Consider the following 25,455-nt stretch of genomic DNA (forward strand, 5'->3'; position numbering starts at 1 on the left):
TCCAGCACGCCAGGGACCGAGGATCAGATGATGCTTACTTCAGGTATGCACGCGCATGTGCAAGGACGTACCGACGCCGCTTCCCGCCCTTCACTGTGGCAGGCCCTGAAAGCCAGCGTGATCGCGCCCGGCCAGGCACGACAGTCCGCCAGTGCCGCCAGCCAGCGCCGCCAGTGCGAGCTGGAAGCCCAGGTGGCTGCATTGCACCGGGTGCAGGCGGTGATCGAATTCGATCTGGACGGCACCATCCTGCAGGCCAACGACAACTTCCTGCAGGCCGTGGGCTACCGGCTCGATGAAATCCAGGGCCGGCACCATGCCATGTTCGTCGAACCGGCGCTTGCCCAAGGCCAGGAGTACCGCGACTTCTGGGCGCGGCTCGGGCGCGGTGAATTCGACGCCGGCCAATACCGGCGGCTGGGCAAGGGCGGCCGCGAGATCTGGATCCAGGCCTCCTACAACCCGGTGCTGGACGGCAACGGGCGTCCCTACAAGGTGGTGAAATTCGCCACCGACATCACCGCGCAGATGCAGCAGGCCGCCGACGTGTCCGGCCAGCTGGCGGCGATCAACAAATCGCAGGCGGTCATCGAATTCAGCCTGGACGGCCGCATCCTGTCGGCCAACGACAACTTCCTGGCGACCACCGGCTACACACTGGACGAAGTACGTGGCCAGCACCACGCCATGTTTGTGGAACCCGAGCACCGCCAGAGCCCGGACTACGCCCGGTTCTGGGAAAAGCTGGGCCGCGGCGAGTACGACGCCGGCCAGTACCGGCGCTTCGGCAAGGGCGGCCGCGAGGTGTGGATCCAGGCGTCGTACAACCCGATCCTGGACATGAACGGCCGCCCGTTCAAGGTGGTCAAGTACGCCACCGACATCACCGCCCAGGTGCGTGACAGCCTGGCCATGCAGCACGCCGTGGCGCAGACCCGCGAGGTGGTGGCCGCGGCCAAGGGCGGTGACCTCACCGGGCATATCGCCACCGAGGACAAGAACGGCCCGATCGCCGAGCTGTGCGAAGGCATCAATGCGCTGGTGGAGGCGATGGCCTCGATCATCGCGCAGATCAAGTTCGCCGCCGACACCATCGCGGTGGGCGCCAGCGAGATCGCCGAAGGCAACAGCGACCTGTCGGTGCGTACCGAGCAGCAGGCCGCATCGCTGGAAGAAACCGCGGTCTCGATGAAGGGCCTTACGGCCACCGTGCAGCAGACCGCCACCAACGCCCGCCAGGCCAGCGAGCTGGCCAGCGGCGCGGTGGACGTGGCCGCGCAGGGCGGCCATGTCGTGCATGAAGTGGTGTGCACGATGGCGCTGATCAACGAATCGTCGCGTCGGATCGTCGACATCATCGGTGTCATCGACGGCATCGCCTTCCAGACCAACATCCTGGCGCTCAACGCGGCGGTCGAAGCCGCGCGCGCCGGCGAGCATGGCCGCGGCTTTGCGGTGGTCGCCTCGGAGATCCGGTCGCTGTCGCAGCGCTCGGCGGGCGCGGCCAAGGAGATCAAGCAGTTGATCGCCGATTCGGTGGAGAAAGTCAGCGCTGGCACCGGCCAGGTCGAGAGTGCCGGCCGCACCATGGATGAGATCGTGGTCAACGTGAAGCGGGTCAGTGCGTTGATCAGCGAGATCAGTGCGGTGGCCCAGCAGCAGAGCGAAAGCATCGGGCAGATCCACCAGGCGGTCGACCACATCGACGAAGGCACCCAGCAGAATGCCGCGCTTGTGGAGGAGGCATCCGCCGCCGCGCGCAGCATGGAAGAGCAGGCTACCCAATTGCTGCAGACGGTGGCCGCGTTCCGGGTGGAGGCCGGTGCGGGAATCGCGCGGCAGGCCATCGCGGCAGCGGGACATGGCCAACCGGCGCTGCGGCTGGTGTAAGCGTCTGCTGTGCCTGACAACGTATCGGGGCGCTACCTGCGTGCCAATCGTGTTGCGCTTTGGGATACTCGGCCTTCCAACGGAAGGTCGAGACCACCACCATGTCAATGACAGCAGGACGCAGCGCAGTACTTCTGGTCGCACTGGCCGCGGCGGGCGCCGCCAACGCGGCGTCGGCCGTGTTTTACGACACCACTACCGGTGTTTACGGCTATTCGATGAACCAGCGCACCGTCAGCGCGGCAGTGCAGCAGGCGTTGGGCTACTGCGTGCAGCGTTCACCGAACTGTGCGAGCCAGGCAAGTACCACCGCCCCGGGATTCTCCGCGGTGTACACCGGCACCCGCGCCGTGGGTTTTGCGCTGTCTGAAAAAGAGGATGGCGCTGCCCAGCGCAAGGCCGAAGCGATGTGCCGTCGCCAGGCCCGGGATTGCGTTCTGGCGCTGGTGTGGCGCGAGACCCCGCCGCTGACGCCGGACGCGTCGGCGCAGGCCGCCGTGCTGCAACAACGGGCTGCGTCTACCGCTGCGGCGGTGGCTGCGGCCAATGCCGCTGCCGCTGCCGAAACCGCTGCCAAAGCGGCGGCTGCATCGAGATCCACTGAATGAGTCCACGGAAGGGGCTGCCGTTCGGCACCCCTGAAATGCAAAAGGCCAGATCCGGAGATCTGGCCTGTGCAATTCCATGGTGCCGAAGGTGGGACTCGAACCCACACGCTTTTAAGGGCGGCGGATTTTGAGTCCGCTGCGTCTACCGATTCCGCCACTTCGGCTGGCTGGCCGCGTAGTGTATACAAATTGCGGAGATCTGTGCAGCCCTGAACGCTTCATGTGATGTTCGATCTTCATTGGGGCAGGACGCTATACTCACCGGGCTGAACCATACAGAGAGCCGGGATGAGCGCATTGCAGGATCTTCGGGTACTCGTGGTCGAGAACGACGAAATGAGTGCGGCCCTGCTGCAGATGCAGCTGGCCCAGGCCGGCGCGGTCGTCGTCGGCCCGGCGGCGTCGGTTGCCGATTCGCTGCGCCTGCTCGGCCAGAGCGAGCCCCAGGTGGCGCTGCTGGATTACCGGCTGGCCAATAATGAAACCAGTGAGCCGGTCGCGGCCGCCTTGAGCGCCCGGGGCATTCCGTTCGTGCTGGCTACCGGCATGGCGCCGGATCACCTGCCGGCGGTGTTCCGCACCGGCGTCATGCTGACCAAGCCGTACCTCACCGCGGAACTGAACGCGGCGTTGGAACGCGCGCTGCAGGCCGCATCGGTCGCCAGCTGATCCCTGCGCTCACGCCGCTTCGGTGTGGGCGTAACTGACCGGCTCACGGTCATCCAGGATGCGATACAGCGCATCAAGATCGTTGGGGTCCGGGTTCAGCCAGGCATCCAGGTTGTCCGGCCGGATCGGGATGATGCAGCGGTCATGGCCGGCCGCGGCGATATCGCGCGGCGGCTCGTCGGTGATGGCCGCAAAGGACAGCAGCCGCCCCTCCGGTCCTTCCCACTCCGACCACAGGCAGGCGATGAGCAGGTCGCGCGGTGGCTGCGGACGGAATTCCAGCACCACGTTGCTGGCCTTCTCGCCGGGCGAGAGGGCGCGTTGCTCCAGCGCATGCCGCGGCACGTGTTCGTAGAACGACTGCACCACCACCACGCCATGGCAATGCCCGAACGCGGGCTTCCAGTATCCGCCCAGGCTGTCGCGGCGCGCGTTGTAGGTGCCGGGGTACAGCGTGTCGTGGCGGGCCGGCGTGTCCGGCAGACGGCACTGATAGCGCATCGGCTTGATCACGCGTTGGCCGCGCTCGGACACGATCACCGGTGCATACACGCCAGGAAAGATGCGACTGTCGCGCGGCAGCAGCCCGGTGCGCCGCAGGTCATCCAGCCGCGCCTGCGCGCGTTCGACCCGGTTGCCAGCGATACGCGCCTCATTGCGTGCCTTCTGCGTGGGGCGCGCCGCCAGGCTGGCGTGAGCGGCATCGCGGCGCTCGCCCTGCACGCGGATCTCCGCGTCCAGCGCCTGCATTTCCTCGGCATGCCACTGCTGGATCTTCGCCACGATGTCCTGGCCCTGCGCGGTGCGCGCGCCGGCAAAGCCGTCGTCCATCGCCTTGGGTGTTTTCGGACGTTGCTTGCCGGCATCGTGGGCATAGAGCTGGGCGAATTCGTCCAGCGACATCATGGCGCCGTATTCCCGCACCAGCTTGGTGTAATCGGCGCGGATCTGGGCGGAGTAACACATGGGGCAGGGACGGGCGAAAAGGGCAGGGGACAGCATAGGCCGGTTGGTATCACCGGATGAGAAACCGATGCGGCATGCTGGCAACCTGTTCACGTGTGCGAGCCGTCCCATGACCCTAGCTGCTGGTCTGAAGTGCATTCCCCATCCGCCCAGCGTGGCCGAGTACCGCGATCTGCGGGTGCGCGCGGGGCTGAGCCCGAAAACATTGGAGGCGGCCACGCTGGGCCTGCCCCATACGGTGTTCGGGGTCAGCATCCGCGAGGGCGATCAGCTGCTGGCGATGGGCCGCCTGGTGGGCGACCGCGGCTGCTTCCTGCAGGTGGTGGACATCGCGGTGGTGCCCGAGCGGCAGGGCCAAGGGTTGGGCAAGGCGGTGATGCGTGAACTGGACGCGTGGCTGCAGGCCCATGCGGTAGGTGCGTACGTGAGCCTTATCGCCGATGGCGACGCGCACCGCCTGTATGCGCAGTTCGGCTTTGCGTTGACCGCGCCGCGATCGGTGGGCATGGCCAAGGTGGTGCGGTAGATACCGACCGTTGGCCGGTACGCATGTTGAGGGCGCACAAACAAAAACCCCCGGCAATGCCGGGGGCTGTTGTTTGTAGCTGGCGTCCCCACGGGGATTCGAACCCCGGTCGCCACCGTGAAAGGGTGATGTCCTAGGCCTCTAGACGATGGGGACGCGTTAAACCGACAAGTCTTCTATCGGACGGCCTGTGTCCGGAGAAGTGGTGGAGCCAGGCGGGATCGAACCGCCGACCTCCTGCATGCCATGCAGGCGCTCTCCCAGCTGAGCTATGGCCCCACGTTGATGCTGCGAGCCGCCTATCATAGCGATGGTTTTGCTGGATGGGAAGCTTTTTATTTCGTTCCGGTGCATGCCGATTGTGGGTCGGCGCGCCGGGGGTGTCCTGCATGCGCCATGCCGACCAACGGTCGGCATCTACCGGTATGTGCCGTTTCGGCCAATGGCCGACATTTACCGGGGCACACAAACAAAAACCCCCGGCAATGCCGGGGGCTGTTGTTTGTAGCTGGCGTCCCCACGGGGATTCGAACCCCGGTCGCCACCGTGAAAGGGTGATGTCCTAGGCCTCTAGACGATGGGGACGCGTTAAACCGACAAGTCTTCTATCGGACGGCCTGTGTCCGGAGAAGTGGTGGAGCCAGGCGGGATCGAACCGCCGACCTCCTGCATGCCATGCAGGCGCTCTCCCAGCTGAGCTATGGCCCCACGTTGTACCGCGAGCCGCCTAGTATACCTGCCTGTTCACGTTTGTGGAAGACCACGACGAAAAACTGCAGAAGGCGGTGACAAAAAGACCCGGCGAACCGGGCCTGATGTCGTTGATGAGTGGCGTCCCCACGGGGATTCGAACCCCGGTCGCCACCGTGAAAGGGTGATGTCCTAGGCCTCTAGACGATGGGGACGCATAAACTCATCAATGTTTTCAGCACCTCCGAACGGCCTAAGGTCCGGAGTGGTGGAGCCAGGCGGGATCGAACCGCCGACCTCCTGCATGCCATGCAGGCGCTCTCCCAGCTGAGCTATGGCCCCACGATGCTGGAGGCCGAATTCTACGCGGGTGTGAAGCGTTCGCCAAGTCTTTTGTGTGACATCGCGATGAATTTCTTCGGCCGCGATCGATGGCCGCACGCGACACGGCAAAAACAAAAAGCCCCGACCGGGGTCAGGGCTTTCTGCTTCTTGATTGGCGTCCCCACGGGGATTCGAACCCCGGTCGCCACCGTGAAAGGGTGATGTCCTAGGCCTCTAGACGATGGGGACGCACGAAACTTCAAATTTTGTCACTGCACTTTCAATCGGCCTAATGATTGAAGTGGTGGAGCCAGGCGGGATCGAACCGCCGACCTCCTGCATGCCATGCAGGCGCTCTCCCAGCTGAGCTATGGCCCCACGTCGTGAGGAGCGAAATCATAGCGACGACGTTTTCGATTGGCAAGCAAAAACTGCACGAAATGCGTCATTTGTTGGCCGCGCGTTGATGACGCAGGCGCGCTGCACCGCACGTGGGTTGTGGATGCCGCCAAACCGGCATTCGCACACCGGCCATGCGCGCGATGATGGTCACTACGTTGCACCTGCCACGGCGATGCAACGGCACCACGCGTGGTCGCATGGCGCACGGCCGTTTGCCGGCGCGCTTATTGCCGCGACCCGGTCAGCGCGCTCAGGATCGGGCAGTGCACCAGCTCGCCGTGACCGGGGCAGGCATCCACCAATGTCTTGAGCGCGCCATGCATGGATTGCAGTTCGGTAATGCGGCGTTCGATGTCGGTCAGTTTTTCTACGGCCGTGTCACGTACCCGTGCCATGTCAGGGCCGCGCTGGTCGCTGAGGCTGAGCAGCGCGGCAATCTCGTCCAGGGTGAAGCCGAGTGCCTTGGCGCGGCGGATGAACTGCAGCCGGGTCAGGTCGGTATCGCCGAACACGCGGTAGCCGCCGGCACTGCGTCGTGCGGTGGGCAGCAGCTGCTGGCGTTCGTAATACCGCACGGTGTCGACTGGCACGCCCGCCTGGCGTGCGAGCTGTCCGATGTTCATGCCCACCTCGATGAAGACCTGGCCGCGAGGGTAAACCCTGGAGTCTGGTCGAGGGTCAAGGGTTGCTGAAGGCCGGTCGACCGATGTCGTTACCGGGCCAAAAGATACAACTAGTTTCATAGCTACTGCGCTTTTGCCTCCGTAGGCTCGGATGGGTTCGCTGCAAGCCCTTGCGCTGCATGGGTTTGCTGGCCCCAGACGTCGCTTGAGGAGCTGTCCCATGGATGCACCGTTCACCCCCTTGTCCCCCTTGCCGCGGCCGGCATCGTCGGCGCTGATGGAAGTTGCCGTGCTGGAATACCCGGGCAGCCTTCGGGCCGCAGCGCCGGTGCTGTCCGAATTGGCACAGCGCTGCAACCGCACTGCGGCGGCGGGAAAGCGCCAGGGCGCGCGGATGCTGGTAACGCGCTGGACCTTGTCCCCGCGCGGCGTGCAGCGGGTGGCGGGTGCGGAGTTGTTCGGCGACGCGCTGCCGGCCCTCATCGTGGTGCCGGGCAATGAACCCAGCTGGCCGCTGCCGCCGCCCGACGAGCGTCTGCTTGCCTGGCTGCGTGACAGCCACGAAGGTGGCAGCGTGCTGGCCGGCTGTGACGAAGGCGGCCTGATGCTGGCCGGCAGTGGCGTGCTGGCCGGGCGCACGGTGAGCTTGCCCGACCTGGCGCGCTGCCCGTCGCTGGCTACCGTGGTGCCCAGCTGGAACCTGGGCGAGCGTGCGCTGGTGGACGACGGCGACCTGCTCACGGCGTCCGGCCCCGATGCCTGGAAGTATCTGAGCCTGCGCCTGCTGGCCCGCGTGTACGGCCAGACCGTGATGACCGCCGCCATCCAGCAGTTGCAGTTGACGATCCCGCGCGCGGTGCAGGACGACCTGGAGCGGTTCAGCCCCAACTTCGCCCACGGCGATCGCGGCATCCTCAAGGCGCAGCGCTGGCTGCATACCATTGCCGCACGCGGGGTGACCCTGCAGGACATCTGCGACTCTGCCGGGCTGGAGCCGCGTACCTTGCAACGACGCTTCCTCAAGGCAACCGGGCTGCGTCCGATCGAATACTGCCAGCGCCTGCGCATCGCCAAGGCGCAGCTGATGCTGCAGGCCGGTGGTGAAATCGATGAAGTGTCCTGGGCGGTGGGCTACTCGGACCAGAGCGCGTTCCGTCGTCTGTTCCTGCGCATCGTCGGCCTCACGCCGTCGCGCTATCGGCGGCAACTGGTCGCACAGCGCCGCGAACGCGCGCGCCATCCGGCTGTGGACGTGGCAGCAGAGCCGATGCGCTCGGCCGCGTAACCGAACCGGCCGCCGCTACCTCTGGGATGAGCAACGGCAGGCATGCACACGCGGCCTGCCGTTGGCGCATGTGCGGTTGCGGCTTGCCGGATGCGCGATGGGCTGTGACCATGCCGGCGGGGTTGTAGCAGCACAATCGCGGATGCGTTGCACGCAGCCGCGGTGGAGATGGATGGATGATGAGCAGTGTTGGCCCGGTACCGCTGGGCGTCGTGTGGGTGTTGCTGGGATGGCTGCTGGCCATCGGTGTGGCGCGGTGGTGGCAGCCGCCGCCGAAGGAGGGGCAGCCCAAGCCTGCAGCGATGCTGCTGGACATGGTGTTCCTGGGTCTGCTTGGCGGGCGGGTGGGGTTCGTGGTGCTGCATTGGCGCGCCTACGCCGCCGACCCGTGGGCGCTGCTGCGCCTGGGCGATGGCGGTTTCCTGCCGGTGGTGGCGGTGCTGGTCGGCATGGGCTGGGCGGCATGGCGGCTGCGCCGCTGGCCGGCGCTGCGCAGGCCGGTATGGGCCGGGGCAGTGGCGGGCATCCTGTGCTGGGCGGGGTTGTCGCTGGGCATGGCCCACCTGCAGCAGTCGCGCATCGCCTTGCCGGCCGTGACCCTGCAATCGCTGCAGGGGCAGCCGGTCGAACTGGCCGACACCGAAGGCAAGCCGGTGGTGGTCAACCTGTGGGCCACCTGGTGCGCCCCTTGCCGGCGCGAGATGCCGATCTTCTCTGCGGCACAGCAGCGCGAACCCAACGTGCGCTTCGTGTTCGTCAACCAGGGCGAAAGCGCGGAAGACGTGCAGCAGTTCCTGTCCAGCCAGAAGCTGGTGCTGCAGCATGTGCTGCTAGACCCGGACAGCCTCACCGCCGAACGGCTGCAGGTGCACGCATATCCGACTACCCTGTTCTTTGATTCACGTGGCCGGTTGCAGGGCCTGCACATGGGGGAACTCAGTGCAGCCGGCCTGCAGGCCCGGCTCGATGCGCTGCGCTGAACGCGCGGCACCTTACATTTTGTTGCTTCCAGGAGTTGCCATGCTGTTAAAATCACCGCCCGCACTGGGCTCGCTGCTTGCCGCTGCGCTGTTGATGGGCCTTGCCGGTTGCAGCCAGGCCCAGTCGCCCAAGGCCCCCGACGCGGCCAAGGCCGCCAAGCCGGTTGCCGCCGCCAAGGCCGGTGAATACCCGGCAGTGCTCAAGGGCATCCAGAAGCACGGCTTCGAGGTGGTGGGCGAGTTTGATGCGCCGGGCGGCCTGCGTGGCTTCGCCGGCGTGGTGGGCGGCCAACAGCCGGCTGCGGCCTATGTGACCCCCGATGGCAAGCACGTTCTGGTGGGCAGCCTGTTCGACGCCAATGGCGAGGATGTCAGCGCGGCACCGCTGGACAAGTTGGCGGCCAAGCCGATGTCGGAAAAAATGTGGAACAAGCTCGATGCCAGCGCCTGGGTGCGCGACGGCCGCGCCGATGCGCCGCGCGTGGTGTACACCTTCAGCGATGCCAACTGCCCGTACTGCCACCGCTTCTGGGAAGCCGCGCGGCCGTGGGTGGACAGCGGCAAGGTGCAGTTGCGGCACATCATGGTGGGCGTGATCCGCGAAGACAGCCCGGCCAAGGCCGCTGCCATCCTGACCGCACCGAACCCGAGCGCGGCACTGCTCGAGAACGAGCACAACTTCGACAAGGGCGGGATCAAGCCGGCGGCGAAGCTGAGCCCGGACGTGGCCAACAAGCTCGATGCCAACCAGGGGCTGATGATCGAAATGGGCTTCCAGGGCACCCCGGGCATCCTGTTCAAGGATGACAAGGGCATGCTGCAGCGCCGTTCCGGCATGCCGCAGGGCCAGGACATGGACCTGGTGATGGGCAAGCGCTGAGCCGCTGTGTGATCGAATGAAACGCGCGCCGGTGCAACGCCGGCGCGCGCGCCTGCAGACCTGCCGATGTAGGGAGGATGTAGGCGCCCGAGGCGTGCTTCGCCGGGACCTGCACATGCGCGACGCGGTGCACTTGATCTGAATCAAGGCCGGAAACGACACGCACATTAGCCTGTGCGCATGACTTCCTTCGTCTCAACCCCTCGCCATGGCTCGCGTGTGCATGCGCCGTTGTCATCGCAACGACCGGCAGACTTCACAACGTGCTCACCCAGCCATTGTTACTCAGGGCGCTGGCAGGCGGGTTGTTTCCGTCATGCCTCCCGGGATGAGGAGGGAATCCCACGCGGGTGTGTCCACCACGCTGTGCATGCGATCGGTTCGCCGGCGCATGCCACGCGTGTGCTGCGCCTGCATTGCAGTACCGGGTTGCCGACCAGGGCCGCGCGCGCAGGCGCAGCGGAGCTGGTTGGCAAGGCTGTTCGCGGTTCATGGAGAACGTGATGCGCCTGGCTGTACTGACATTTGCGTGTGCTGCGGTGGTGGTGGCTGCGCCTGCCCGTGCACAGGATTCGGCCGACGCGTTGCGTCAGGAGATCCGTACCCTGCGGCAGACCCTGGAGGCGATGGAAGAGCGCCTGGATGCGTTGGAGTCCGTCCCAGCCACGGCTAAGGCAACACCCGCGCCTGCAGCCATCGCGCAGGCCAGCCCAGCCGCCTTGCCACCGCCCGCAGCGGTCCAGGTGCCAGGTGGCGGACAGGCCATCCTGCCGCCGCGCGATTCGGTCTCCGACCCGTCTTCGGCGGCGTCGCGCCCGGACAGTGCCGCCGGTCCGACCGATCCCGAACTCAAAGGGTTCTTCGCCATTCCCGGCACCGATACGCTGATCCGCATCGGCGGGTACGCCAAGCTGGATGCCATCGCCGATGCACGCGCGGCCGGCGACGAGGACCAGTTCATTCCGTCGTCGATCCCGGTGGGCAGCGCGCACCGCGATGTGTCCAACTTCAACATGCACGCCAAGCAGACCCGTTTCAGCTTCGAAGCGCGCCGCCCCACCACCCACGGCAACCTGCGCTTCTACCTGGAGAACGATTTCTTCGGCAGCAGCGACGGTTATCAGTTCCGCCTGCGCCACGCCTACGGGCAGCTGGGCAATACCTACGCCGGTTACGGCTATTCCAGTTTCATGGACGCCGACAGCCTGCCTGATACGCTGGACTTCGCCGGCCCCGGCGCGGCCGGCTACCTGTTGGTGGCCGGTATCCACCACAGTTTTTCGCTCGGCAAGGGCAACACCCTGACCCTGGCCGCCGAAGACCCGGACACGCAGCTGAGCGCGCCGACCGACGGCGTCCGCGCGGTGGATCAGGCCCCGGATGTGTCCCTCACCGCGCGCATGGAGCGCGACTGGGGGCACCTGCAGATCGGCATGGTGGCGCGCAGCCTGGCCTACGACGGCGACGCCGGTGATGATCGCCGCATCGGCGGTGGCCTGCAGCTCAGCGGCTCGGCCGCGGTCGGCGAGCAGGACCTGCTGCTGTTTGGCGCGCTGGGCGGCAAGGGCATTGCCCGCTATACCGCCGACCTGACCGGCTCGGGCATGGATGCGGTGGTGGGCGACGATGGGCGCCTGGCATTGCTGCGGCTGCACGGTGGTTTCGTCGGCTACACCCACTACTGGACGCCGATGTGGCGCTCCAACCTGATCTACGGCCAGCTCAGTGGCGAGCGCAACGCCGCGCTCGCCGACGACGCCTTCCGCCGCAGCCGCTACGGCGTGTTCAACCTGCTGTGGAGCCCGGCGCCGTCCTGGACCATGGGCATGGAACTGCTGTACGGGCAACTGGAGCAACAGCGCGGGCAGCGCAGCGACACGGTGCGGCTGCAGGGCAGCCTGCAATACAACTTCATCAAGTAGACCCTACCGCCCGGCGTGACCGGGCCCATGCCTGGCAAAGGAGAAACCGTCATGGCAGAAGCAAAGAAAATCGGGGTGGTCGGTGCCACCTTCCTGGTGGCCGGCAACATGATGGGTTCGGGGGTATTCCTGTTGCCCTCCAGCCTGGCCAAGATCGGCACGGCGTCCATCTGGGGCTGGCTGATCACCACCGCCGGCGCGCTGCTGCTGGCGTTCGTGTTCGCCAAACTGGGCAAGCTGGCGCCCAAGGCCGGTGGTCCTTACGCCTATGCACGCGACTGGTTCGGTCCGTACATGGGCTTCCAGACCAACACCATTTACTGGTTCGCCAACTGGATCGGCAACGTGGCCATTCCGATCGCGGCGGTGGGCTACTTCAGCTACTTCTTCCCGATCCTGTCCGAGCCGCTGCCGCGCTGCCTGGCCGTGCTGGCACTGGTCTGGGCGCTGAGTTTCGCCAACGTGATCGGCCCCTCATTCGTGAGCAAGCTGCAGACGGTGACCACCAGCTTCGCGCTGGTGCCGATTCTGGGCATCGCCATCTTCGGCTGGTTCTTCTTCGACCCGACGATCTTCAAGGGCGCCTACAACGTGTCCGGTGAATCCAACTTCGGCGCGATCTCCAGCGCCGCCGCGCTCACCTTGTGGGCCTTCATCGGCGTGGAGTCGGCATCGGTCACCGCTGGCGTGGTGGAAAACCCGGAAAAGAACGTGGCCCGCGCCACGCTGGCCGGCGTGTTCCTGGCCGCCATTGCCTACATCGCCAGCTCCTCGGTGATCATGGGCATGGTGCCCAACGGCGACCTGCAGGTGTCCGATGCGCCGTTCGCGCTGGCCGCCGCCAATGCGGTGGGCGGTTGGGGTGGGGCGCTGGTCAGCCTGTGCGCTTTCGTCGGCGCGGCCGGTTCGCTGGGCGGCTGGATCCTGCTGACCGCGCAAAGCGCCAAGGCCGCCTCCGACGACGGCTTGTTCCCCAGCATCTTCAGCAAGACCAACAAGGACGACGTGCCGGTCAAGGGCGTGCTGATCGTGGCGGTGCTGATGACCCTGGCGGTGCTGGTCACCTCGACTTCGGCAACCGCGTCGGCGCAGTTCGACGTGATTACCTCCGCCGCCGTGGTGCTGACCCTGCTGCCCTACATCTATTCGTGCGTGGCCTGCTATTTCGTGGTCGAGCGCTCGCACACGCTGGTGCACACCGGTGCGTTCTGGCTGCTCACCAGCGTCACGGTGGTGTACTGCCTGTGGGCGATCTTCGGGTCGTCGGGCAGCATCGTCCAGTACGCCTTCCTGTTCGTGCTGTTCATTACGGTGTTCTACCCGTTCTTCAGCGAGGAGCGCCGCCGCCAGCGTGGCCAGCTGCCCGCGCTGGACGCCGCCGTCCGCACGACGCTTTCGTGATCTTCCCCCAGGAGAATGCCTGTGTATTTCAAGTCGCTTGATTACCCCATCATCGTCATCGACGACGATTACGAGTCCCCGCGCATCGGGGGCATCCTGATCCGGGCGCTGGTCGAGGAGCTGCGCAAGAACGACCAGCGCGTGCTGTGCGGCCTGACCCTGGCTGACGCCCAGGCCGGCGCACGGACCTATGTGGCGGCCTCGGCGGTGCTGATCTCCATCGACGGCACCGAGGACAAGCCCGAGCAGTTCCAGCGCCTGCTCGGCTTCCTGCGTGAACAGAGCGCGCGCCGCGGCAACCTGCCGGTGTTCCTGTATGGCGAGCGACGCACCATCGAGAAGGTACCCAGCAAGCTGCTCAAGTACGTGCACGGCTACATCTTCCTGTTCGAGGACACCAAGAGCTTCATCTCGCGCCAGGTGATGCGGGCGGCCGAAGACTACATGGCCAACCTGCTGCCGCCGTTCTTCAAGGCGCTGATCCACCACACGGCCGAGTCCAACTACTCCTGGCATACGCCCGGGCATGCCGGCGGGGTGGCGTTCACAAAATCCCCGGTGGGGCGTGCGTTCCACCAGTTCTACGGTGAGAACACCCTGCGCAGCGACCTGTCTATTTCGGTGCCGGAGCTGGGGTCGCTGCTGGACCATACCGGCCCGATCAAGGCAGCCGAAGATGAAGCGGCGCGCAACTTCGGCGCGGACCACACCTTCTTCGTCACCAACGGCACCTCCACGGCCAACAAGATCGTCTGGCACGGCACGGTGGGCCGCGGCGATGTGGTGTTCGTTGATCGCAACTGCCACAAGTCGCTGCTGCACTCGCTGATCATGACCGGCGGCATCCCGGTGTACTTCACCCCCAGCCGCAACGCGCATGGGATCATCGGCCCGATCAGCCTGGACCAGTTCACGCCCGAGTCGCTGCACCAGGCCATCGCCGCCAATCCACTGGCCAGCAAGGCGTTCAAGGCCGGCTCCAAGCCGCGCATCGCGGTGGTCACCAATTCCACCTATGACGGCCTGTGCTACAACGCGGAAAAGATCGCCGAGGAGATCGGCAGCGCGGTCGATTTCCTGCACTTCGACGAGGCCTGGTACGCCTATGCGGCGTTCCATCCGTTCTACGAGAATCACTACGGCATGGCCAAGGGCAAGCCGCGTGAGCAGGACGCGATCATCTTCACCACCCACTCCACGCACAAGCTGCTGGCCGCCTTCTCGCAGGCCTCGATGATCCACGTGCGCAATGCGGCCTCGCGCGAGCTGGATGCCGAGCGCTTCAACGAAGCGTTCATGATGCACACCACCACCAGCCCGCATTACGGGGTGATCGCGGCCTGCGATGTGGCCTCGAAGATGATGGAGGGCGCGGCCGGCGAATCGCTGGTGCAGGAAATGCACGACGAGGCAATCGCGTTCCGCCGCGCGATGCTGCATGTACGCGAGGACCTGGGCCGCGACGACTGGTGGTTCAGCGTCTGGCAGCCGGACAAGCTGGAGCGTTCGCTGGCCAAGGGCGATGCACCGGCGCCGATGGTGGCCAAGCGCAGCGAGTGGTACCTGCAGCCCGATGCGCACTGGCATGGCTTTGACGGGCTGGTCGAAGACTACGTGCTGATCGACCCGATCAAGGTGACCCTGCTGACCCCGGGGCTGTCGATCGACGGTGAGATCGGCCAGCGCGGCATTCCCGCCGCGGTGCTGAGCAAGTTCCTGTGGACGCGCGGCATCACCGTGGAAAAGACCAACCTGTACTCGGTGCTGTTCCTGTTCTCAATGGGCATCACCAAGGGCAAGTGGAGCACGCTGGTGACCGAGCTGATGGCGTTCAAGGAGCTCTACGACGCCAATGCGCCGCTGAGCCGGGCGCTGCCGGGGTTGGCCGCCGACTACCCGGTGGCCTATGCCGGCTGGGGCCTGCGCGACCTGTGCCAGGCGCTGCATGAATTCAACCGTGAGTTCGCCGTGCCCAAGGTGATGCGCGAGATGTACGTGGACCTGCCCGAGCCGGTGATGACCCCGGCCGAGGCATACGACCACCTGGTGCGCGGGCAGATCGAACGGGTCGACATCGAGGCGATCAGCGGCCGCATCGCCGGCACCATGCTGGTGCCGTACCCGCCGGGCATCCCGACCATCATGCCGGGCGAGCGCTTCGGGGCCAGCGACGAGCCGATCATCCAGTCGCTGCGCATTGCCCGCGAGCAGAACGCCCGCTTCCCGGGCTTCGAGTCGGACGTGCATGGGCTTATCATCGACCGCGACGGCGCGACGCCAACCTACAAGGTGGAGGTGCTGAAGGTCTGAGTCCGGTCAGGCCCTCGGCAAGCGATGGATACAGCACGCGAGCAGCGGGTCCTGACATTCTCGATCGCGGTGACCCTGGCCGTCAGTGCCACCGGCTTTGCCGGTGGCCTGCTGGTGGGATCGCAGGCCATACTGTTCGATGGCGTGTACAGCCTGGTCGACGTGGCCCTGACCCTGGTGGCGTTGTCGGTGCTGCGGCTGGTGGCGCGGGAAGAAAGCCCGCGCTTCCAGTACGGCTACTGGCACCTGGAGCCGATGGTGGAGGCACTGGGCGGGGCGATCCTGTCGCTGGCCTGCATCTACGCGCTGGCCAATTCGATCATCGGGCTCACCACCGGCGGCCATGAGGTCAAGGCCGGGCCCGCGCTGGTGTGGGCGACCGTGCTGTGTGTGAGCAACCTGGCGATGGCCGCGTTCGTGCGGACCCGTGCGCTGCGGCTGCAGTCGGCGTTGCTGTGGCTGGACGTGCGGGCCTGGCTGTTGAGCGGCCTGATGAGCCTGGCGGTGGTGCTGGCCTTCGGCATCGCGCTGGTGCTGCGCGATGGTGCGCACGCGCACTGGATTCCCTATCTGGACCCGTTGGTGCTGGCGGCCATCAGCGTTGCAGTGCTGCCGGTCCCGTTGCGCAGTGCCTGGAAGGCCATGCGCGAGGTGCTGCAGGTGGCACCGGATACGCTGGACGCACGTGTGCAGGCGGTCATGCAGGCATTCGTGACCGAACACGGCTATCTGGACTTCACCAGCCATGTGGCCAAGATGGGGCGCATGCGGTTCGTCGAGATCCACATCCTGACCCACCCGGACACCGTGATCGGCACCATCGGCAACGTGGATGCATTGCGTGACGAGATCGCCGAACGGTTGGACGCGCGCGGCAGCGAGTTCTGGCTGACCATCGATTTCACCGCCGATCCTGCCTGGACCTAGGCGGCATCGAACTACCCGCTCGGCGTGGACCGCAGCATTCCAACGATTGTCGTTGACCTCAACTTCAGTTGAGGTCGGACACTGCGTGCTCCCTCCCTGGATGCATGCCCCATGTTCAGTGACACCCCCGCTGCGCCCGTCGGCCTGTTCGGCTTCATCAATCCCGCGGGTCTGTATGACCCCAGTGCCAACGGCTACTCGCACGTGGCGGTCGTGCGCTTGCCGGCGCGGGTGATCCACGTGGCCGGGCAGGGCGGGGAAACCGCAGACGGCACGCTCTCGCCGCGCTTCGAGGTGCAGGTGGCGCAGGCCCTGGACAACCTGGCGCTGGCGTTGGCCTCCGCCGGTGCCGGCCTGGCCGACGTGGCCAAACTCACGGTGCTGGTGGTGGACCATGACCAGGACCGGCTGGGCATGCTGTCCGCGCAGATCGGCCAACGCTGGCCGCTGGGCCGGGCACCGACCTGCACCTTGATTCCCGTGCCGCGGTTGGCGTTGGACGGGATGCTGTTCGAGATCGAGGCGACCGCGTATTGCTGATCAGTCGCCCAGCCAGACGGCGCGCGCGACCGACACGCGGGTGATGCGCCCCCCACTGGCCTGGAAGGTGACATCCAGCCCATGCGCCAACAAAAGCGAGGTGTGCACCGGGATGCGGCAGACCATCCGCTCGGGGGTGGTCTGTTGGCAGTAGTCGTCTCCAAGGGCGCGCCGCTGCGGCGCGAGCGGCATGCCGTGCAGCGTCTTGTTCAGACCGGCTTCCAGCGCCGCCGGACTCAGCAGGGTACCGGGCGCACTGTAGCCGGCCGCGAAGGACAGCAGGTTGACCGGGCTGATACAGCTGCAGCCCGCAGGAGAGAAGCCCAGCAATGCCACGCCGGTGATCACGGCAATCGCACCCGTGGTGCCTAGGGCGATCTTTCCCATCTGCTGCTTCCTTGTTGGCATGGTGGGTCAAGCACGCGGATCTTCTCACGCCTGCAGCGGTCGATGGCGCAGGACGCGGTTGGCGGGGATATACGAAACATATATGCTGTGTATATCAATCATTCGGACGCCAGCCCATGGGCATCGTCAACATCGACGACGAACTGCACGACAACCTGCGCCGCGCCAGCGGCGTCTCCGGCCGCTCGATCAACGCCCAGGCCGGCTTCTGGATCAAGATCGGCATGCTGTGCGAGATGAACCCCGGCATGAGCTACCAGGAGATCGTCAGCCGCGAACTGCGCGCGGCCGGGGTCGCGCCGGGCGCGTTGCGGGTGGCCGAGGCATGATCAAGACGCTGGAAGAACAGGCCTTGATGCGTGCCTCCGGTCGTCTGCTGGCGCAGGTGTTCGAGGCGCTGGACCAGCTGCCGCTGGAGGGCATGAGCACGCTGCAGGTCAACGACTGGGTGGAGCGCTTCATCGTCGATCACCTGCAGGCGCGGCCGGCCAGCAAGGGCCAGTACGGCTTTGCCTACGTGCTCAACAGCTCGATCGACACCGTGGTCTGCCATGGCGTGCCCTCGGCCGATGCGGTGCTGCGCAGCGGCAGCATCGTCAACCTGGACATCACCCTGGAAAAGGGCGGCTACATCGCCGATTCCAGCAAGACCTACCTGATCGGCGAAGTCGACTACGCGGCCAAGCGGCTGGTACGGGTGACCCGCGAGGCGATGTGGAAGGGCATTGGCGTGGTGCGGCCGGGCGCCACGCTGGGCGACATCGGCTTTGCGATCCAGCAGCATGCCAAGGCGCACGGCTACAGCGTGGTCAAGGAATTCTGCGGCCACGGTATCGGCCAGGAAATGCACGAAGAGCCGCAGGTGCTGCATTACGGCCGGCGCGGTGACGGGCTGGTGCTGGAGGAGGGCATGACCTTCACCATCGAGCCGATGATCAACCAGGGCCGCGCGGCGATCGACATGAGCGACGATGGCTGGACGGTGACCACGCGCGACGGGAAGCTGTCGGCGCAGGCCGAGCACACGGTGCTGGTGACCGCCGACGGGGTGGAGGTGCTGACCCTGCGCGCCGAGGAGCGCGGGTTGGTTGCGTGATGGATGCTGTGCGTGGCCGGACGGGCGCGGTGGTTCCGCAGCCGGGCAGAGCCCGGCTCTACGGGGCTCGGCTGTCTCGCAGCCGGGCAGAGCCCGGCGCTACGGGGTTCGCGTGGAGACCAGCTTGAGGAACGCCTCGTTCTGGTAGCGGCTCATGCGCAGTTGCTGGCCGGTATCCAGGGTCACCACGTGGTGGCCGTTGAACCACGGATGGATCGCCTTGACCCGGCGCACGTTGACGATGGCCGAGCGGTGCACGCGGGCGAAGTGGCGCGGATCCAGGCGCGCGGCGAGGCTGGCCATGGTGTCGCGCAGCGCGTGCATGCGGTCGGCCAGGTGGATTTCCACGTTGTTGCCGGCCGCCTTGATCCAGACAATGTCATCCACCGCCACCAGCACCACGTGCTCATCCACGCGCACCGGGAGCCGCTGCAGGTAGTCGTCGCGCTGGCGCAGCGAATCCAGCGCCTGCAGGATCTGCGCCGACGCCTGCGCGCCCACCCCGGCCGCGGCCGACAGCCGGGCCTTGGCCCGCTGCAGCGTGGCGGCGAAGCGCTCGCGGCTGAACGGTTTAACCAGGTAGTCCACCGCGTTGGCTTCGAACGCCTTCACTGCGTACTGCTCGTAGGCGGTCACGAAGACCGTGGCCGGCATGCGTTCGGCACCGATGGTGGCCACCACGTCCATGCCGTTGATGGCGGGCATCTGGATGTCCAGGAACACCAGGTCCGGCGACTGGTTGCGGATGGCCGCCACCGCAGACACGCCGTCGCCGCACTCGCCGACGATCTCGATGTCGGCATCGTCGCGCAGCAGGCGCACGATGGCATGGCGGGCGATCGGTTCGTCGTCGACCACCAGTACGGTCAGGGTCATGCCGGCGCCACCCCGGGGGTGAACTCGGGCGCGTCGTCAGCGCTCTCCAGCACCCGGAACGGCACCCGGATGCGGCACGCCACGCCTTCGGGCCAGAGCATGTCCAGCCGCACCTCGCCGGCATCGCCATACAGCTCCTTCAGGCGCAGCCGGGTGTTGGACATGCCGATGCCATGCCCGGCCGACACCGGCGGCTCGGTCGACAACGTGCTGTTGCGGTTGCGCACCTCGATGCACAGCGCGTCGCCGTCGCGCCGCGCGTCGATTTCGATGGTGTCACTGCCCACGCGCTGGCCGATGCCGTGGCGCAGCGCGTTCTCCACCAGCGGCTGCAGGATCAGGCTGGGCACGGCGCAGTCCAGCGTATCCGGGGCGATATAGGTGCGGGTGGTCAGGCGGTCCTTGAAGCGGATGCGCTGGATGCCCAGGTACAGCTCGATCAGGTCCAGTTCCTGGCGCAGGCTGATCTCTTGGCCGTCATAGTCTTCCAGGAACGCACGCAGCAGCTCGCTCAGGCGCAGCAGCATGTCTTCGGCCGACAGCGTGTCTTCGTCGAGCAGGGTGATGATCGCGTGCAGCGTGTTGAACAGGAAGTGCGGCTGCAGTTGCGCCTTCAGCGACAGCAGGCGCGACTGCGCCAGCTCGGTGGCCAGCTGGCTGGCTTCCAGTTCGCGCCGGGCCTTTTCAGCGTGGAAATGCAGGGCCTGCTGGATCGCAAACAGCGTCCAGTAGGTCAGCAGGCCAATGGCGAAGTGCTGCTCCAGGAAGTACCCCAGCTGCTCGGCAAACCCGCTGGGTTCGAACAGGGTGGAGACCAGCGCGCCCAGAATCATCGCGGCGAACGTGACGCACAGACTGGCCAGCACCTGCGCGCCCAGCCCATGGAAGCGCCCGGTGCCGCGCATCGGGAAACGTTCGGCGAGACGGAACACCGTTGGTGCCAGCGCCGCCCACGTGTACCACTGGATCAGCGACCAGCGGGCCAGGTCCCAGAAGGGCCAGTCGGTACGGGGCATGCCCACGTTGATGGCGTTCTGCACGGCGAACACCAGGGCCACCATCGTCCACAGGGCGATGTAGCGGGACAGGCGGATCTGGGTACTGCCAAGGCGGATGAGCATCGTCGGTCCTGCGCCGCGCGTGTGCGGCAGGCTCATCTTAGGCGTGGGGGCAGGGGGCGGGAAGCGCCATGGCGGCCCATTACGATTGGCCCGCGCGTGGCGACGATTGGTCCCGGATCGGTTGGCGGCGGCGGGTGGGAAGCGCCTGATGCGGGTGTCCTTCACCGCCACGGAGATGCCGCCATGAACCTGATCCGCACCGTCCTGATCTGCCCGCTGCTGGCTGTTTCACTCTGCGCCGCCGCCCACGCCCACGCTGGCGAGGCCCGTTACCTGGGCCTGCTCAACCGCGCGCATGACAGCGTGGTGGCGCTGGAGGTGGCACCGGCCGGCAGCGATGCGTTCGTCGCGCGCCCGATCGAGGTGCTGGCCGGTGGCGGTGGCAGCAGCATGGTGCGGCTGGGCGAGCAGGGCTGCCGCTTCGACCTGCGCATGACCTTCGGCAACGGCCGCCGCGCGGTGTATCACGCGGTGGATGTCTGCCGTGGCGATACGCTGGCCATCCACCCGTTGCCGCGGTCGCGCGCGCAGACCGCAGTGGCCGGGCGCTGACATCCCTCCGGCAAGCGCAGCCCTGGGCTATCATCGCGCTAGCGCCATCGGGGATGGCCGCGCGTAATACGCTCGGGGGAGCAGGTATGGAAGAAATCCTGGGGCGGCTGCTGCTGATCGCGTTTCTGCTGATCATCGCCAGCCTGCCATTCAATGTGGTGATGCTGCTGTGGCTGCGCCGGGATCACCCCGCCGTGTTCACCGCGCTCGGGCAACCGCACACCTTCGGACTGGGCCGGCACCATCACGGCAATGCGGACTATGCACGTTTCCTGTTCCTGCGCCGCCACCGGCAGCTGGGTGATGCACGCATTTCGCGGATGGCCGATATCCAGCTTGGCCTGTTGGCCATCGGCGCGGGTGCCATGCTGCTGATGGTGGTGTTGATTCTGATGTGGCGCCCGTAGCGCCACGCGTCGACCCGGCATGCGGCCATACAGGCCGTTACTGCAGTCCTTCGGCGGCCAGTGCCTGCTGCACCGATGGCCGCGCACGCACGCGGGCATACCACGCCTGCAGATGCTGCAGGCCGTCGAAGTGGATATCTGCCTTGTAGTACGAGGTGAGCCACGCCGCCTGTCCCCAGCCGAGCAAGGCGAACAGGTAGGCATCGGCCACGCTGAAATGATCCCCCATGAGGTAGTCGCGGTCGGCCAGCTGCTGGTCGATCCAGGCGAAGCGCTGTTCGAGTTTCGGGCGTGCCGTGTCCACGTACTTTCCGGCGGCCACCGCGTACAGCAGTGGAATGAAGCCCTTGTGGATCTCGGTGCCAAGGAAGCTGAGCCATTCCTGCAGCCGGTAGCGATCAGGGCTGCCGACGGCCGGGGCCAGACCGCGTTCGGGTTTCTGGTCGGCCAGGTACTGCAGGATCGCAGCGCCTTCGCGCAGCACGCTGCCGTCATCCAGGGCCAGCGCCGGTACATAGCCCAGCGGGTTGACCTGCAGGTAGTCCTGGCCGTGTTCGGTGCGATGGCTGCGGTGGTCGACCTTGACCAGGGTGGCATCCAGGCCGAGTTCGTTGAGCACGATGTGCGGGGCGAGCGAGCAGGCGGCAGGCAGGTAGTAGAGCTTCATCGCGGTATCCAGGTGCAGGGCGGGGGCCTCGATGGGAGGCGTCCCGGCGCATTCTAGGGGCGCGGTATAAAAACGGAAGAAGGCACTATTTCGTGGTGTAGGTACATAATGTATACCTGTTGGCACACGCGAGGCCCCACCATGAAAGACAACGTATCGGGCTGCTCGGTGGAAGAGGCGATGCGTCTGCTGGGCGGACGCTGGCGGTTGTTGATCGCCTCGTATCTGCTCGACGGTACCAAGCGCTTCAACGACCTGCGCCGCGATATGCCGGCGATTTCGCAGCGCATGCTCACCTTGGACCTGCGCGCGTTGGAAGAGGCCGGGCTGATCAGCCGCACCGTGTATCCCACCGTGCCGGTGAAGGTGGAGTACGCCCTCACCGACGACGGCCGACGGCTGCAGCCGGTGGTGGAGGTGATGAAGGACTTCGGGTTGTGGGTGAAGGCGCGCGCCAGCTCAGGGCGCGTCGCTGGCGGCGCGGAACTGGAGGACTTTGTCGATGGTGAAGCCGGGCAGCATGGCGCGCAGTTCGTCGAGCATGCCGATGCGTGATGCCTCCGCGCTGTCTGCCGGCAACCCGGCATCCAGCGCGCGCAGGTAGGTGCCAAGCCCGGCCGCCTGCAAGGCCGGTTCGCAGTACGAGGCGGCCGCCGTGGCGATTTCGGTGGCGCTGGCGGTGCTGCGGAAGTGCTGCTGCGCATAGCCGAAGTGGCAGTCGAACAAGGCGGTCAGCGCCGGGTCCTGTGTGGTCGGGGGCGCAGGGGTCTGCGCCACCGCCGGTCCACCGAAGGCCAGGGCGACAAGCAGGGCGGCACGGAAGCGACGGGGCATGGCGGTCTCGGTCAAGCGGGTCAGTGACAGCAGGGTCAGCGCGGGCGCAGCGTCTGGACCGGGGCGACCGTTTCCAGCAGCGCCGCCACCCAGTCGATGAACACGCGCAGCTTGGCACTGACGTGGCGGTTCGGCGGAAACGCAACATACAGCGGCATGGGCGCCACCTGCCAGTCCGACAGCACGCGCACCAGCGCGCCGCTGGTGACGTGCGCGGCGGCCATGTAGTCGGGCAGCCACAGCACGCCGAGCCCGGCCACGCCCGCGGCCAGATAGGCGTTGCCATCATCCACCGCCAGCAGATACCGCCCGTGCACGTCGCGCTGCTGGTCGTCGCGGCGCAGGGCAAAGGGCAATACCGTGTCGGTGCGCGCGCGCAGGTAGCCGACGATGTGGTGGGGGCTGCTTTCCAGGTCGTGCGGGTCCACCGGTGTGCCGGCCTGCGCCAGGTAGGCGGGCGCGGCGTACAGGCCGGCCTGCAGGTCGCCGATGCGACGGGCCACCAGTGACGGCGTGGTGATCTCGCCGCCGCGGATTACCGCGTCCACGCGCTCGTCGATCAGGTCGACATTGCGGTCGCTGACACCCAGGTGCAGCTGGATCTCCGGGTAACGCGCATGGAAGCCGGGCAGTGCCGGCGCCAGGATCAGGCGCGCCAGGGGCGCGGGCGCATCCACGCGCAGGCGCCCGCGCGGCGCGGCGGCTGCGCCGGACAGGCTGGTTTCGGCATCGTCAATGTCGGCCAGCAGGCGCAACACGCGCTCGTAGTAGGCCGCGCCGTCGGCGCTGAGGTTGACCTGCCGCGTCGTGCGATTGAGCAGGCGCACGCGCAACCGCGCCTCCAGCTGTTGCACCAGCTGGGTAACCGTGGTCCTGCTCAGGTGCAGGCTCTGCGCGGCCTTGGTGAAGCTGCCGGTTTCCACCACCCGGGCGAAGGCCTGCATTGCGTCGAACCGGTCCATGCGGGGCATCCGGGAGGAATTGTTTGGATTCTACAAACAGTGATGGTCGGTGTGGGGCGTTTATCACGGGGCCGCGTCGGCCTACCGTGGCGGCAGTGCACTGGATCGGCCTGATGGCCCTTGGAGAAAACGATGGCAACCCGTGACGTGGTCTTCCCGCCGGGCCGGCAGGCCCTGTACGAACGTAACCGCTATTCGCCGGCGGTACGCGCCAATGGCCTCCTGTTCGTGTCCGGGCAGGTCGGCAGCCGCGAGGACGGTTCGCCCGAACCGGTGCTCGAGGACCAGGTGCGACGCGCGTTCGAGAACCTCAACGCCGTGCTGGGCGCGGCTGGCTGCACGTTCGACGACGTGGTCGACGTTACCGTGTTCCTGGTCGATCCCGAAGCGATCTTCGAACGCGTCTGGGCGATCGTGCCCGAGTACTGGGGCCAGGCGCCGTATCCAACCCTGACCGGCATCGGGGTGACCTGGTTGTATGGGTTCGACGTGGAAATCAAGGTGATCGCCACGCTGCCGGACGCGGCGGCGCACTGAACGGCATTCGCCCGCTAGGCGCCTGTGCTGTCTGGGGATGGCTGGGGGACAGGCAGGACGTGCAGGCCCAGTCGGGCGCAGATGACCGGCCAGCGCCTGGCCAGCAACAGCATGACCACCCAGGTCACGCCGGGCAGCGCCGGGATGAAGGCCGAAAACACCGGCAACACGACATCGGCATGCAGCGCGCTCACCCAGCGGCCGGCGGGTGAGCCCATCTCGAGCAGTTGCGGGCCGATGAATATGGCCAGCACCTCTGCCGGCAGCATCACCAGCGCCACGCAGGCGGCGAAGGCGCCGTAGACCAGCGCCGCAACCGTCAGGGTGAACCTGCCGGCACAGGGAAGGCGACGCCAGGGCAGGCAGGCGCGCAGGGCCGGCGCCCACAACGGTACTGACACCCAGAGCAGCACCAGACCATGGAGGATCGCGTCTTCACGGATCATGTTGCGGGCCGCGCATCAAGGGGCGGCGGCAGGAGCCGCGCCCAGCGTGCGCCGAGAAAGCGCGCAGCCCATCCGGTAAACACCAGCAGGGGCAGGCCGTACACGAGTGCGGCAAGCAGCGTCGCGGCCATGCCGGGGTGTGATGCCAGCTGATCCAGCGCGGCGGACACGGGCGGTGCCGCGAGGATCAGAAGGCGCAGTGCGACCAGGAACGCCAGGTACGCCGCATAGGCCATGCACCCGGCGCAGGTACTGAACAGCAGCGGGCGCGGAAGCCGGCGACGGCCGCCGAACGCCCGCATCGCGGGCCACCAGAACGGCGCGGACGCCCACGCCAGATACCCCGCTGCCACGCCTCCCATCCAGGCGACCAGTTCAAGGCCGAAGGTCTCCACGACCTGCATCATGCCGTCACGCTCCTTTGCTGTCTTCGGTCCGGCCGCGATCACTGCCGGCGCGATGGCACAGTAAAGGCATGCAGCGCGTTGGCGCAACGGTGCCCGCACCCCGCGCGGAGTGACCTGCCGCACGCTGTCGTGCGTCGTCTTCACGCGGCTGCGCCAGCGGTCTGCCGATAGTGTGAGGGTCATTCTGCTTCCGCGCGCG

Annotated in this window: 28 protein-coding genes and 9 tRNA genes; 18 read left to right on the forward strand and 19 right to left on the reverse strand. The window is 66.7% G+C overall.

Annotated elements, in window-relative coordinates:
• Positions 1-30: 30 nt before the first annotated feature.
• Together DX03_RS08315 and DX03_RS08320 are read left to right on the forward strand one after the other, a co-directional pair.
• Entirely contained in the window at positions 31-1,890 is a 1,860-nt protein-coding gene (locus tag DX03_RS08315) for a methyl-accepting chemotaxis protein (protein ID WP_051598982.1), read from the forward strand.
• A gap of 101 nt (positions 1,891-1,991) precedes the next feature.
• Positions 1,992-2,498: a DUF4189 domain-containing protein gene (locus DX03_RS08320; protein ID WP_244880200.1), complete on the forward strand. Its 507-nt coding sequence runs from the start codon at positions 1,992-1,994 to the stop codon at positions 2,496-2,498.
• 77 nt (positions 2,499-2,575) lie between these two features.
• On the opposite strand, the gene DX03_RS08325 is transcribed toward DX03_RS08320, so the two are convergent.
• Positions 2,576-2,662, reverse strand: a tRNA-Leu gene (locus DX03_RS08325).
• A 124-nt stretch (positions 2,663-2,786) separates the two neighbouring features.
• On the opposite strand from DX03_RS08325, the gene DX03_RS08330 reads away from it, so the two are divergent.
• Entirely contained in the window at positions 2,787-3,167 is a 381-nt protein-coding gene (locus tag DX03_RS08330; RefSeq protein WP_038687884.1) for a response regulator, read from the forward strand.
• A 9-nt stretch (positions 3,168-3,176) separates the two neighbouring features.
• On the opposite strand, the gene DX03_RS08335 is transcribed toward DX03_RS08330, so the two are convergent.
• Positions 3,177-4,133: an SOS response-associated peptidase family protein gene (locus tag DX03_RS08335; RefSeq protein WP_038687886.1), complete on the reverse strand. Its 957-nt coding sequence runs from the start codon at positions 4,131-4,133 to the stop codon at positions 3,177-3,179.
• Between the two features lie 109 nt (positions 4,134-4,242).
• Here DX03_RS08335 and DX03_RS08340 point away from each other — a divergent pair, with 109 nt between their 5' ends.
• Positions 4,243-4,659 (forward strand): GNAT family N-acetyltransferase, encoded by a 417-nt coding sequence (locus DX03_RS08340; RefSeq protein WP_051598794.1) that lies wholly within the window; start codon positions 4,243-4,245, stop codon positions 4,657-4,659.
• 80 nt (positions 4,660-4,739) lie between these two features.
• Here the strand turns inward: DX03_RS08340 and DX03_RS08345 are convergent.
• The 9 genes from DX03_RS08345 to DX03_RS08385 form a co-directional block, all read right to left on the reverse strand.
• Positions 4,740-4,815: transfer RNA gene (locus DX03_RS08345), tRNA-Glu, on the reverse strand.
• A 47-nt stretch (positions 4,816-4,862) separates the two neighbouring features.
• Positions 4,863-4,938: transfer RNA gene (locus tag DX03_RS08350), tRNA-Ala, on the reverse strand.
• A gap of 230 nt (positions 4,939-5,168) precedes the next feature.
• Positions 5,169-5,244 (reverse strand) — tRNA-Glu (locus DX03_RS08355).
• A 47-nt stretch (positions 5,245-5,291) separates the two neighbouring features.
• Positions 5,292-5,367, reverse strand: a tRNA-Ala gene (locus DX03_RS08360).
• A gap of 121 nt (positions 5,368-5,488) precedes the next feature.
• Positions 5,489-5,564 (reverse strand) — tRNA-Glu (locus tag DX03_RS08365).
• Between the two features lie 51 nt (positions 5,565-5,615).
• Positions 5,616-5,691 (reverse strand) — tRNA-Ala (locus DX03_RS08370).
• A gap of 155 nt (positions 5,692-5,846) precedes the next feature.
• Positions 5,847-5,922: transfer RNA gene (locus tag DX03_RS08375), tRNA-Glu, on the reverse strand.
• A 53-nt stretch (positions 5,923-5,975) separates the two neighbouring features.
• Positions 5,976-6,051, reverse strand: a tRNA-Ala gene (locus DX03_RS08380).
• 248 nt (positions 6,052-6,299) lie between these two features.
• Positions 6,300-6,698, reverse strand: coding sequence for a heavy metal-responsive transcriptional regulator (locus tag DX03_RS08385; RefSeq protein ID WP_038687889.1), 399 nt, complete (start codon positions 6,696-6,698; stop codon positions 6,300-6,302).
• Between the two features lie 220 nt (positions 6,699-6,918).
• Between DX03_RS08385 and DX03_RS08390 the strand changes: the two genes are divergently transcribed.
• The 8 genes from DX03_RS08390 to DX03_RS08425 all read left to right on the forward strand — a co-directional run bounded on the left by DX03_RS08390 (position 6,919) and on the right by DX03_RS08425 (position 16,943).
• Entirely contained in the window at positions 6,919-7,983 is a 1,065-nt protein-coding gene (locus DX03_RS08390; RefSeq protein ID WP_081797195.1) for a GlxA family transcriptional regulator, read from the forward strand.
• Positions 7,984-8,162: 179 nt separating this feature from the next.
• Positions 8,163-8,963 carry a TlpA disulfide reductase family protein gene (locus DX03_RS08395; RefSeq protein WP_038687891.1) on the forward strand — a complete coding sequence of 267 codons (801 nt, stop codon included), beginning with the start codon at positions 8,163-8,165 and terminating at the stop codon, positions 8,961-8,963.
• Positions 8,964-9,003: 40 nt separating this feature from the next.
• On the forward strand, positions 9,004-9,843 hold the full coding sequence (gene dsbG, locus DX03_RS08400; protein WP_038687893.1) for a thiol:disulfide interchange protein DsbG: 840 nt from the start codon (positions 9,004-9,006) through the stop codon (positions 9,841-9,843).
• 350 nt (positions 9,844-10,193) lie between these two features.
• On the forward strand, positions 10,194-11,765 hold the full coding sequence (locus DX03_RS08405; RefSeq protein WP_244880201.1) for a DcaP family trimeric outer membrane transporter: 1,572 nt from the start codon (positions 10,194-10,196) through the stop codon (positions 11,763-11,765).
• A 51-nt stretch (positions 11,766-11,816) separates the two neighbouring features.
• Positions 11,817-13,166, forward strand: coding sequence for an arginine/agmatine antiporter (gene adiC, locus DX03_RS08410; RefSeq protein ID WP_038687895.1), 1,350 nt, complete (start codon positions 11,817-11,819; stop codon positions 13,164-13,166).
• A gap of 21 nt (positions 13,167-13,187) precedes the next feature.
• On the forward strand, positions 13,188-15,476 hold the full coding sequence (locus DX03_RS08415) for an Orn/Lys/Arg family decarboxylase (RefSeq protein ID WP_038687897.1): 2,289 nt from the start codon (positions 13,188-13,190) through the stop codon (positions 15,474-15,476).
• Positions 15,477-15,500: 24 nt separating this feature from the next.
• Positions 15,501-16,403, forward strand: coding sequence for a cation diffusion facilitator family transporter (locus tag DX03_RS08420; protein ID WP_038687898.1), 903 nt, complete (start codon positions 15,501-15,503; stop codon positions 16,401-16,403).
• A 111-nt stretch (positions 16,404-16,514) separates the two neighbouring features.
• Positions 16,515-16,943, forward strand: coding sequence for a RidA family protein (locus tag DX03_RS08425; protein WP_038687899.1), 429 nt, complete (start codon positions 16,515-16,517; stop codon positions 16,941-16,943).
• On the opposite strand, the gene DX03_RS08430 is transcribed toward DX03_RS08425, so the two are convergent.
• The gene (locus DX03_RS08430; RefSeq protein WP_038687901.1) at positions 16,944-17,330 is read right to left on the reverse strand and encodes a hypothetical protein; all 387 of its coding nucleotides are present in this window, start codon (positions 17,328-17,330) and stop codon (positions 16,944-16,946) included.
• A gap of 137 nt (positions 17,331-17,467) precedes the next feature.
• On the opposite strand from DX03_RS08430, the gene DX03_RS08435 reads away from it, so the two are divergent.
• Positions 17,468-17,680, forward strand: coding sequence for a ParD-like family protein (locus tag DX03_RS08435; protein ID WP_038687903.1), 213 nt, complete (start codon positions 17,468-17,470; stop codon positions 17,678-17,680).
• Complete coding sequence (map, locus tag DX03_RS08440) at positions 17,677-18,447, forward strand: type I methionyl aminopeptidase (protein ID WP_038687905.1); 771 nt, start codon at positions 17,677-17,679, stop codon at positions 18,445-18,447. Before DX03_RS08435 ends, map begins: the two co-directional genes overlap by 4 nt.
• 99 nt (positions 18,448-18,546) lie before the next feature.
• Here map and DX03_RS08445 read toward each other — a convergent pair whose 3' ends face one another.
• A complete protein-coding gene (locus tag DX03_RS08445) occupies positions 18,547-19,323 on the reverse strand; it encodes a LytR/AlgR family response regulator transcription factor (protein WP_038687906.1) in 777 nt (258 codons plus the stop codon).
• Complete coding sequence (locus tag DX03_RS08450) at positions 19,320-20,444, reverse strand: sensor histidine kinase (RefSeq protein ID WP_038692107.1); 1,125 nt, start codon at positions 20,442-20,444, stop codon at positions 19,320-19,322. Before DX03_RS08450 ends, DX03_RS08445 begins: the two co-directional genes overlap by 4 nt.
• 183 nt (positions 20,445-20,627) lie before the next feature.
• On the opposite strand from DX03_RS08450, the gene DX03_RS08455 reads away from it, so the two are divergent.
• On the forward strand, positions 20,628-20,996 hold the full coding sequence (locus DX03_RS08455) for a hypothetical protein (RefSeq protein WP_038687908.1): 369 nt from the start codon (positions 20,628-20,630) through the stop codon (positions 20,994-20,996).
• Between the two features lie 86 nt (positions 20,997-21,082).
• Positions 21,083-21,403, forward strand: a complete 321-nt coding sequence (locus DX03_RS08460) for a hypothetical protein (protein WP_038687910.1) — start codon at positions 21,083-21,085, stop codon at positions 21,401-21,403.
• 37 nt (positions 21,404-21,440) lie between these two features.
• On the opposite strand, the gene gstA is transcribed toward DX03_RS08460, so the two are convergent.
• The gene (gene gstA, locus DX03_RS08465; protein ID WP_038687912.1) at positions 21,441-22,070 is read right to left on the reverse strand and encodes a glutathione transferase GstA; all 630 of its coding nucleotides are present in this window, start codon (positions 22,068-22,070) and stop codon (positions 21,441-21,443) included.
• A gap of 141 nt (positions 22,071-22,211) precedes the next feature.
• On the opposite strand from gstA, the gene DX03_RS08470 reads away from it, so the two are divergent.
• Entirely contained in the window at positions 22,212-22,625 is a 414-nt protein-coding gene (locus DX03_RS08470) for a winged helix-turn-helix transcriptional regulator (protein WP_051598796.1), read from the forward strand.
• Here the strand turns inward: DX03_RS08470 and DX03_RS21155 are convergent.
• Together DX03_RS21155 and DX03_RS08475 are read right to left on the reverse strand one after the other, a co-directional pair.
• Positions 22,530-22,904: a hypothetical protein gene (locus DX03_RS21155; RefSeq protein ID WP_185753491.1), complete on the reverse strand. Its 375-nt coding sequence runs from the start codon at positions 22,902-22,904 to the stop codon at positions 22,530-22,532. The genes DX03_RS08470 and DX03_RS21155 overlap by 96 nt on opposite strands.
• 35 nt (positions 22,905-22,939) lie before the next feature.
• The gene (locus DX03_RS08475) at positions 22,940-23,866 is read right to left on the reverse strand and encodes a LysR family transcriptional regulator (protein WP_038687914.1); all 927 of its coding nucleotides are present in this window, start codon (positions 23,864-23,866) and stop codon (positions 22,940-22,942) included.
• Positions 23,867-23,998: 132 nt separating this feature from the next.
• Here DX03_RS08475 and DX03_RS08480 point away from each other — a divergent pair, with 132 nt between their 5' ends.
• The gene (locus DX03_RS08480) at positions 23,999-24,403 is read left to right on the forward strand and encodes a RidA family protein (protein ID WP_038687916.1); all 405 of its coding nucleotides are present in this window, start codon (positions 23,999-24,001) and stop codon (positions 24,401-24,403) included.
• A gap of 14 nt (positions 24,404-24,417) precedes the next feature.
• On the opposite strand, the gene DX03_RS08485 is transcribed toward DX03_RS08480, so the two are convergent.
• Both DX03_RS08485 and DX03_RS08490 read right to left on the reverse strand, forming a co-directional pair.
• Positions 24,418-24,849, reverse strand: coding sequence for a hypothetical protein (locus tag DX03_RS08485; RefSeq protein WP_038687918.1), 432 nt, complete (start codon positions 24,847-24,849; stop codon positions 24,418-24,420).
• Complete coding sequence (locus DX03_RS08490) at positions 24,846-25,439, reverse strand: hypothetical protein (RefSeq protein ID WP_185753492.1); 594 nt, start codon at positions 25,437-25,439, stop codon at positions 24,846-24,848. The genes DX03_RS08485 and DX03_RS08490 overlap by 4 nt, the downstream gene beginning before the upstream one ends.
• Between the last annotated feature and the right edge of the window lie 16 nt (positions 25,440-25,455).

It is taken from the genome of Stenotrophomonas rhizophila, from assembly GCF_000661955.1.
Classification (GTDB): Bacteria; Pseudomonadota; Gammaproteobacteria; order Xanthomonadales; family Xanthomonadaceae; genus Stenotrophomonas; species Stenotrophomonas rhizophila.

Excerpts from the sequence above, each read along its gene's own strand:
- DX03_RS08455 (WP_038687908.1), top strand. The coding sequence starts at position 20,628 with ATGAACCTGATCCGCACCGTCCTGATCTGCCCGCTGCTGGCTGTTTCA.
- DX03_RS21155 (WP_185753491.1), bottom strand. The coding sequence starts at position 22,904 with ATGCCCCGTCGCTTCCGTGCCGCCCTGCTTGTCGCCCTGGCCTTCGGT.
- DX03_RS08385 (WP_038687889.1), bottom strand. The coding sequence starts at position 6,698 with ATGAACATCGGACAGCTCGCACGCCAGGCGGGCGTGCCAGTCGACACC.
- DX03_RS08470 (WP_051598796.1), top strand. The coding sequence starts at position 22,212 with ATGAAAGACAACGTATCGGGCTGCTCGGTGGAAGAGGCGATGCGTCTG.
- DX03_RS08420 (WP_038687898.1), top strand. The coding sequence starts at position 15,501 with ATGGATACAGCACGCGAGCAGCGGGTCCTGACATTCTCGATCGCGGTG.
- DX03_RS08430 (WP_038687901.1), bottom strand. The coding sequence starts at position 17,330 with ATGGGAAAGATCGCCCTAGGCACCACGGGTGCGATTGCCGTGATCACC.
- adiC (WP_038687895.1), top strand. The coding sequence starts at position 11,817 with ATGGCAGAAGCAAAGAAAATCGGGGTGGTCGGTGCCACCTTCCTGGTG.
- DX03_RS08490 (WP_185753492.1), bottom strand. The coding sequence starts at position 25,439 with ATGACCCTCACACTATCGGCAGACCGCTGGCGCAGCCGCGTGAAGACG.
- dsbG (WP_038687893.1), top strand. The coding sequence starts at position 9,004 with ATGCTGTTAAAATCACCGCCCGCACTGGGCTCGCTGCTTGCCGCTGCG.
- DX03_RS08460 (WP_038687910.1), top strand. The coding sequence starts at position 21,083 with ATGGAAGAAATCCTGGGGCGGCTGCTGCTGATCGCGTTTCTGCTGATC.
- DX03_RS08445 (WP_038687906.1), bottom strand. The coding sequence starts at position 19,323 with ATGACCCTGACCGTACTGGTGGTCGACGACGAACCGATCGCCCGCCAT.
- DX03_RS08450 (WP_038692107.1), bottom strand. The coding sequence starts at position 20,444 with ATGCTCATCCGCCTTGGCAGTACCCAGATCCGCCTGTCCCGCTACATC.
- DX03_RS08340 (WP_051598794.1), top strand. The coding sequence starts at position 4,243 with ATGACCCTAGCTGCTGGTCTGAAGTGCATTCCCCATCCGCCCAGCGTG.
- DX03_RS08485 (WP_038687918.1), bottom strand. The coding sequence starts at position 24,849 with ATGATCCGTGAAGACGCGATCCTCCATGGTCTGGTGCTGCTCTGGGTG.
- DX03_RS08335 (WP_038687886.1), bottom strand. The coding sequence starts at position 4,133 with ATGTGTTACTCCGCCCAGATCCGCGCCGATTACACCAAGCTGGTGCGG.
- DX03_RS08330 (WP_038687884.1), top strand. The coding sequence starts at position 2,787 with ATGAGCGCATTGCAGGATCTTCGGGTACTCGTGGTCGAGAACGACGAA.
- DX03_RS08315 (WP_051598982.1), top strand. The coding sequence starts at position 31 with ATGCTTACTTCAGGTATGCACGCGCATGTGCAAGGACGTACCGACGCC.
- DX03_RS08435 (WP_038687903.1), top strand. The coding sequence starts at position 17,468 with ATGGGCATCGTCAACATCGACGACGAACTGCACGACAACCTGCGCCGC.
- DX03_RS08425 (WP_038687899.1), top strand. The coding sequence starts at position 16,515 with ATGTTCAGTGACACCCCCGCTGCGCCCGTCGGCCTGTTCGGCTTCATC.
- gstA (WP_038687912.1), bottom strand. The coding sequence starts at position 22,070 with ATGAAGCTCTACTACCTGCCTGCCGCCTGCTCGCTCGCCCCGCACATC.
- DX03_RS08475 (WP_038687914.1), bottom strand. The coding sequence starts at position 23,866 with ATGGACCGGTTCGACGCAATGCAGGCCTTCGCCCGGGTGGTGGAAACC.
- DX03_RS08320 (WP_244880200.1), top strand. The coding sequence starts at position 1,992 with ATGTCAATGACAGCAGGACGCAGCGCAGTACTTCTGGTCGCACTGGCC.
- map (WP_038687905.1), top strand. The coding sequence starts at position 17,677 with ATGATCAAGACGCTGGAAGAACAGGCCTTGATGCGTGCCTCCGGTCGT.
- DX03_RS08390 (WP_081797195.1), top strand. The coding sequence starts at position 6,919 with ATGGATGCACCGTTCACCCCCTTGTCCCCCTTGCCGCGGCCGGCATCG.
- DX03_RS08395 (WP_038687891.1), top strand. The coding sequence starts at position 8,163 with ATGAGCAGTGTTGGCCCGGTACCGCTGGGCGTCGTGTGGGTGTTGCTG.
- DX03_RS08480 (WP_038687916.1), top strand. The coding sequence starts at position 23,999 with ATGGCAACCCGTGACGTGGTCTTCCCGCCGGGCCGGCAGGCCCTGTAC.